General features: G+C 36.5%; 8 protein-coding genes and 1 pseudogene. 8 read left to right on the top strand and 1 reads right to left on the bottom strand.

The genetic code is table 11. The features are described from left to right. Positions 1-145 (top strand): annotated as a pseudogene (locus tag Trichorick_RS08945) (IS5/IS1182 family transposase); the annotation flags it as partial. Positions 146-415: 270 nt separating this feature from the next. Here Trichorick_RS08945 and Trichorick_RS08940 read toward each other — a convergent pair. Continuing rightward, on the bottom strand, positions 416-1,051 hold the full coding sequence (locus tag Trichorick_RS08940; protein ID WP_323739308.1) for a class I SAM-dependent methyltransferase: 636 nt from the start codon (positions 1,049-1,051) through the stop codon (positions 416-418). Between the two features lie 290 nt (positions 1,052-1,341). On the opposite strand from Trichorick_RS08940, the gene Trichorick_RS08935 reads away from it, so the two are divergent. The 7 genes from Trichorick_RS08935 (at position 1,342) to ltrA (ending at position 6,600) form a co-directional block, all read left to right on the top strand. Next, a complete protein-coding gene (locus Trichorick_RS08935; RefSeq protein ID WP_323739307.1) occupies positions 1,342-1,530 on the top strand; it encodes a hypothetical protein in 189 nt (62 codons plus the stop codon). A 2-nt stretch (positions 1,531-1,532) separates the two neighbouring features. Beyond that, positions 1,533-2,492, top strand: a complete 960-nt coding sequence (locus Trichorick_RS08930; protein WP_323739306.1) for a 3'-5' exonuclease — start codon at positions 1,533-1,535, stop codon at positions 2,490-2,492. A 21-nt stretch (positions 2,493-2,513) separates the two neighbouring features. Beyond that, positions 2,514-2,855 (top strand): 4a-hydroxytetrahydrobiopterin dehydratase, encoded by a 342-nt coding sequence (locus tag Trichorick_RS08925; protein ID WP_323739305.1) that lies wholly within the window; start codon positions 2,514-2,516, stop codon positions 2,853-2,855. After that, a complete protein-coding gene (locus Trichorick_RS08920; RefSeq protein ID WP_323739304.1) occupies positions 2,852-3,535 on the top strand; it encodes a queuosine precursor transporter in 684 nt (227 codons plus the stop codon). The genes Trichorick_RS08925 and Trichorick_RS08920 overlap by 4 nt, the downstream gene beginning before the upstream one ends. Before the next feature lie 676 nt (positions 3,536-4,211). Beyond that, positions 4,212-4,670, top strand: coding sequence for a hypothetical protein (locus Trichorick_RS08915; protein WP_323739303.1), 459 nt, complete (start codon positions 4,212-4,214; stop codon positions 4,668-4,670). A 12-nt stretch (positions 4,671-4,682) separates the two neighbouring features. Further along, positions 4,683-5,003 (top strand): reverse transcriptase domain-containing protein, encoded by a 321-nt coding sequence (locus tag Trichorick_RS08910; protein WP_323739309.1) that lies wholly within the window; start codon positions 4,683-4,685, stop codon positions 5,001-5,003. Positions 5,004-5,544: 541 nt separating this feature from the next. Then, positions 5,545-6,600 carry a group II intron reverse transcriptase/maturase gene (gene ltrA / locus Trichorick_RS08905; RefSeq protein ID WP_323739302.1) on the top strand — a complete coding sequence of 352 codons (1,056 nt, stop codon included), beginning with the start codon at positions 5,545-5,547 and terminating at the stop codon, positions 6,598-6,600. Positions 6,601-6,680: the final 80 nt, after the last annotated feature.

Here is a 6,680-nt window from a genome sequence, read left to right as displayed (position 1 = left end):
AGTTGAACGTACTTTTGCTTGTTTTAATAATTTTAGACTAATGAGCAAGGGCTATGAGCATAATCCTAAAACCTCTGAACATATTATCTATATCAATATGATTACTATTATGCTTAGGAGATTAGCCGAATCTGCCGATCTTTAAAAATACTTTCAAGACAAGCTCTTAAAGCCTTCTATTTTCTAAGCATGGTGTTTCTGCTCGATTTCATAAATGGCAATAGAAAGAGCAAAGTATAGCAGAGATACCTGGCCGTCGCTCAGTTCGCTTATATCACGATTGTTACCGTTTTCTGATGGTTCAAGTTTAATGGATAGCGATCTCAGAAGCCCGTTCACTTTGCGTACGGCTACTTATAACTTTAGCTTTTGATAATGTTTTAACGCATCGTCATGTACTTTGCCCCAGATCGTTTCAAGTAAGTTTATAGTTACTTAAATTAATTTGGGAATATTTATTAACTAAAATATTGCAGGTAATTCGGTCAATTTCTATAGCTTCGATATTACTTGCCTGTTTTATTTTCAAGGGCATATGATCTAAAAATATACCAGTTCCTACGGCGGGTTCTAATATGTCCCCTTTTCTAAAACCCATACGTAGTAAAGCAGTCCAAATAAATTTTACCAATAGCTCGGGAGTGTAATAAGCACTACCTAAAGTTTTTTTAATAGAACTTATCTCGTCGTCGTTTAAATGCTTTTTTAACTCCCTATATATTGAAGGTGTAAAAATTGCATCCCTTAAACTTCCCCAACCCGTATAATTCTTCAGTGCATCCGGGCTGATCCTAGTCTTGTTATTATTTGTTAGAGCTTCTAATGCTTTTAAATTTTGCTTTACTCTCTCGGAAGACAAAACGCAATCTACATATTTTCTTAGTCGTTCGAACAATTCGTCCTCGCTGATTTCGTCTATTGCGGTTAATAGCTCTAATTCGCTTTTGCTAACAGGAAATAGACGACAAGCTAAGGCTATTTTCTTATCCAAGATTTTCGGTTCGTAGCATATTAGCTCGTCTATATTGTGTTTAATAAAAAAGTTCTGCATAAATTTGACTCATAATGAACGGTTAATTTGAAACAATAAGGATTTACTCCTTATGAATGCAGCTTGTGCATTCATCTTGAAGCAGCAAAAAGCGTAAGCTTTATGAAAACTCAAGTGCGCTTGATAAGCGACGAAGCGTACACTTGAATTTTCATAAAGGTGAAGCTATTAGGATTTGATCTTACTTTTGAATATTTATCCGGTTCTAGTAATTTTGATCTTGTTATGTTATGATAGCATGCCGATCAACGGTAAGTGCCGTTTGCGTCAAACATAAGTAAGCATGCGAAATGAATAAAGAACCTCAGAATACGATTAACAAATCACTATTGCTTAATTGGCTTTATCAAGCCGACAAAGACCTGCCTCTTGATGAGCTGGGACGATGGATCGCTGCAAAAACCGAAGGTAAATATGTTTTAATTAAAGCAGACAACGCAAAACCGTTAAGCTCTCTAGATGAAATTAAGCACAAGTAAATATGGAAGCTCATGATCTAAAAAAACTAGCCGCAATTTTAAGTGAATCCGATCAATATCGAGTCACTGAAAAATATAAAAAGCCGGAGTTTTATAATACGGACGATTCTAGTGATAAGTTAATAGGCGTGTTTCTAGATATTGAGGCTACAGGCTTGTCATGCAATAAGGATAAACTGATTGAGCTGGGTATGGTCAAATTTGAATATACTCAAGACGGTCGTATTTTTAGTCTGTTAGATGAATTTAGTTCTTATCAAGACCCGAATATGCCTATTCCGGAAGTAATTAGTAAGCTAACCGGTATTACCGACGACATGGTAAAAGGCCATCAAATAAATGAAAATGAAGTAGCGTCTTACTTAGAGGATGTAGATATAATCATTGCCCACAATGCTGGATTTGATCGAGTTTTCCTTGAGATGACTTTTCCTAATATTGCACTTAAAGCTTGGGGTTGTTCAATGTATGATATCGATTGGAAAATCGAGGGAATCTCAAGTCACAAACTGGAATACATTGCATATAAATATAATTTCTTCTTTAAGGGACACAGAGCAATTGTCGACTGTCTTGCGGGGATACATATTTTAGCCCAAGAATTACTGAACTCGCGGCAAGCCGTATTAAAACAATTACTCGTCAATGCTCTAGCCGTAAGATTTAAACTGTATGCAAATAATTCTCCCTATGAAAGTAAGGATTTATTAAAAGCACGTGGCTATAAATGGAGCATGAATCAAAATGATAAACACAGAGCTTGGTATATTGAACTGACGGAAGATAAAGTTGCAGAAGAAATCAATTACTTACGTTCAAATATTTACGGCGGGTCTTCTATTAATATACCGGTAGAGATATTTGATGCATATAGTAGGTTTTCGGGTAACGATAAGCAGTTACTTGACCCTTTAAAGCATCAAGAGAAGTTAGAATGGTTTCAAAGTCTTTGTTTAGGATAGATTTATAAAATCATTTGAAAAATGAATAGTGAGCTTATTGTGTCTTTAACAAACAAAAATTGTACACCTTGTCTTGGAGATGTTGAGTCTTTATCTATTGAAATAGCCAAGAAATTATTGTTGGAATTAAATAATTGTTGGATTATTGATAAATCAGGCAAATTATATAAAGAATATCATTTTCCCAATTTTATTAAAGCAATGGATTTTGCTAATAAAGTAGCCGACCTAGCAGAAACGGAAGGACACCACCCTGATTTAGCAATTTCATGGGGCAAATGTGTTGTTCAAATATGGACACATAAGATAAGCGGTCTTGTCGAGAATGATTTTATTTTAGCGGCAAAAATAGACAAGCTATGAATGAAAGTAAAGACAGAGTCTATACTACCTTGTGTGCATTATTTGCGGTACTGATAGTAATGGGCAATTTAATATACCAGAAATTTGTATTCTTACCTATTTTACCCTTCTATACTTTTGAATTATCGGTTGGAGCTATATTATACCCGCTTACGTTCATGCTTACGGATTTAATTGCTGAATTTTTCGGCAAAAATAGAGCTAACTTTTGCGTTAAGTTAGCCTTAGCTCTTAATATAACGGTAGCATTAATTATAGCATTTATGGATAAATTAAATGCAACAAGTTGGTCTAAAATTGATAATGATACTTTCCATAAGGTTTTTGGTTTGTACGGTGTTTCTTTTCTTGGCTCAATTATTGCCTGTTACATAGCTCAGCTTATAGATATCAGAATTTACTTATGGATACGCAAATTGACCGGAGACAAATATTTATGGCTTAGGAGTAACGGTAGTACCGCAATTTCTTTATTTGTAGATACAACCATCGTAATTAGTTTTTTAACTACTTTTGGTGTATTACCGGTAGATAAGCTATGGTTACTAATATTTAACAGCTATCTGTTTAAACTTTTCTTTTCAATATGCAGTATACCTCTGTTTTATGCTAGCGTTTCAGGTATAGGGGCTGTTATTAGGATTAGCACCGACTCCGCTAAAATACCCAAAAGTAATTAAGCTATATTCGCTGATTTTAGTTTCTGCAATTCTTACCATGAAGTTTTTATGGAAGTAATTCATATTATCTAGGTTAGTTATTTTGGCATTTTATGGTAATTTAGGTTATAATAGCAAATTGGGTAATGTTAGATAATAAAAATAAAAAAATACCATTATGAGTAACGACAAACCTCTAGTTTCGTTTGATTACGGCACGCCGATGCAGGCGAAATACAAGGGAAGTGAAAGTCTTTCTGACCTTAATTATCCATTTGGAGGTCTAGCAAGGATCGAGTTTATAGAGTGATTTATAGGCTTAAGTGATCTGTATGCAAAACAACGGGCTACAACAAAAGTGAACTCAAATTAGCTTCGTAAAAGAAATAATGCACTTGCCGACTGTATCGTAATCACGGGAAGGCTAGTAAAAGATAAGAATTAATGGATGTTTGAACTATCTTGTGGGTGCCGGAGTACAAGAGGTTGCACGTTGGGAATGTATTTCGTCGTAGGTCGGGAGATCTTGTATAAATTTTCTTGGCCTGAAAGAACGCTATGGTATAAAGTAACCCCGAAATCCATAGAGGTTATACAAGAAGTCCGCTGAGCCCCCATAGTATCGTTTGTATCGATATGGAAATATATTGAGAGAAAAGGGGCTCTACTTTAGTAACGTAATTTAAAAGAGTTGAGAATGTCCGATTGCGTAACAGCTAGGAACGGAACAAGTAAAGTTAGTCAACTCCAGAGAATTCTATATCTTAAATCCAAGCAGGAGGTAAACTACAGGTTTCATAGCTTATACGATAAAGTCTGGCGTACAGATGTGTTGCAAGAAGCTTGGAAGCAAGTTAAGGCTAACAAAGGTGCGGCAGGAAATGATGGAGTTACGATTGAACAAATTGTGACAACAGGATATGAAAAAGAAATGATTAATGAGTTGCAGCAAGCATTAAAAGATCAAAGCTACAAGTTTTCATCTATAAGACGAGTGGCAATACCGAAACCTAAAGGCGGAAGACGTCTACTAGGAATCGCGAATATAAAAGATCGAGTAGTGCAAACAGCAATGAAAATAGTGATTGAACCAATATTCGAAGCGGATTTTCATGACTGCTCTTATGGGCATAGGCCAAAACGCAATGCAAAATAAGCCTCTGTAGCAATTAGAGAAGATTTATATGATCGAGCCGCTACGGTAGTTGAGATAGATTTTGAATCATACTTTGATAGCATTCCTCACTGTAATCTACTAAAATTAATTAGTCAGAAAATAAGTGATGGAGCTATGTTAAGACTGATAAAGCAAAGCTTAAAAGTTGGCATAGATGAAGTGGGTAAAACGAAAGTAGGAGTACCGCAAGGTTCTCCTATATCGCCGTTATATAGTAATATTTACCTAAATCTTATAGATAAAATATGGCATAGAATGGAATACCCGTGGAAACTACATCGTTTTGCTAATGATGGTGTGCCACGAGTATAAAGGAGATTGCATTGAGTCATAAATGTAAGTTGAATTTGTGCGCAACTATATGAGAGATGGAAGTAGGTCTTCCGAAGCCGCTTTGCAGGAAGAGGATTCAAACCACTCTAAGCTGCGTTGGTTAAAAGCCAGGGTGGTGAGCGTTAGAGAAAAGGTATCTTACAAGGTATCAGGTAAGAGTCAAGGAGATGAAGAGATTAAACCACTGCTGAAGTGTCGAAAGCGTATAGACGAGATCAAAACCGAGGGGTAGTCGTTAACTCGGGATAAATTTGGCGGGAACCTGTTTACTGGCCAAGTGGTCTCCGGCATAGAGGTGGCGTGAACTTGATTCAGGCTTTTGTATGGAACGTGGGAACCTATGTACTGATGTTAAGGGAGCGATTCAAGTGGAAGCACCATTAGGATCTGAGTACCAAAGCAGAACATAGGGGCGGATTGACTCGTAGTAGTGAAGAAGCTAACGAAAGTTGGTGGAGCGAAGGAGTTGAATTATTCGTTTTATTGGTTAGTCAACTAATGAGAATTGGAAGGAACTAAATTGAATAAAACAAAACCATTTTGTATTTCCAAGAAAAGTGTAATGGCAGCTTGGGAAAGAGTTAAGGCTAACAAAGGTACTTATGGGATTGATGAAGAATCCATTGAAGATTTTGAATTAAACCTAAAAGATAACCTTTATAAGTTATGGAACCGAATGTCATCTGGTAAGTACTTTCCACCACCCGTAAGGGCAGTAGAAATACCAAAATCGGATGGCAGTAAACGTTTGTTAGGGATTCCAACTGTATCGGATCGAATTGCTCAGTCAGTGGTTAAAATCTACTTGGAGCCAATAGTAGAACCAAAGTTCCATGAAGATTCTTATGGATACCGTCTTGGGAAATCTGCATTAGATGCAGTAGGAGTAGCAAGGCAACGATGTTGGCGGCAAGATTGGTGTATTGATTTGGATATTAAAGGTTTCTTTGATAATCTAGATCATAAACTGATGATGAAAGCCATAAGATTCCATACTGATGAGAAGTGGATTCATCTTTATATTGAGAGGTGGCTTAAAGCTACACTACAGTTAGAGAGTGGAGAACTGATCGAAAGGGAGCTTGGCACCCCCCAAGGGGGAGTAGCGAGTCCATTGTTGGCAAATATTTTCATGCATCAGATGAAAAGACAATTTCCAGAAGTAAGATTTGAGCGCTTTGCCGATGATATTTTAGCGCATTGTAGTTCGCAAAAGCAGGCTGAGAGAGTGCTGGAAGGAATTAAGATCAGATTAAAAGAATGTGGTCTTGAATTACATCCAGAAAAGACGAAGGTAGTGTATTGCAAAGATGTAGATCGAAGAGGCTCATATAAGTGTGAGAGTTTTGACTTTCTTGGCTATACATTTCGACCTAGGTTATCCATGAATAAGCACGGGAAGGCTTTTGTTAACTTTACACCTGTAATTAGTAATCAAGCTGCAAACCGTATTAGAAAAGAGATACGGAGTTGGAAACTACATCTGCGAAGTGATAAAAGTATTACTGATCTGGCGAGGATGTTTAATGCACAAGTGCAAGGATGGGTTAATTATTACGGAAGTAACGTTACTTAATCCCTATAACCCGAAGAGCTTTAAAAAAGATAAATTATCTATACTAGATATAAAAGCAAAAGGAATAGAAGGTAAAAGAT

The sequence above is a fragment of the Candidatus Trichorickettsia mobilis genome (assembly GCF_034366785.1).
Classification (GTDB): Bacteria; Pseudomonadota; Alphaproteobacteria; order Rickettsiales; family Rickettsiaceae; genus Trichorickettsia; species Trichorickettsia mobilis_A.
The sequence above is the reverse complement of the archived record's forward strand: the minus strand, read 5'-3'. Positions and strand labels throughout refer to the sequence as shown.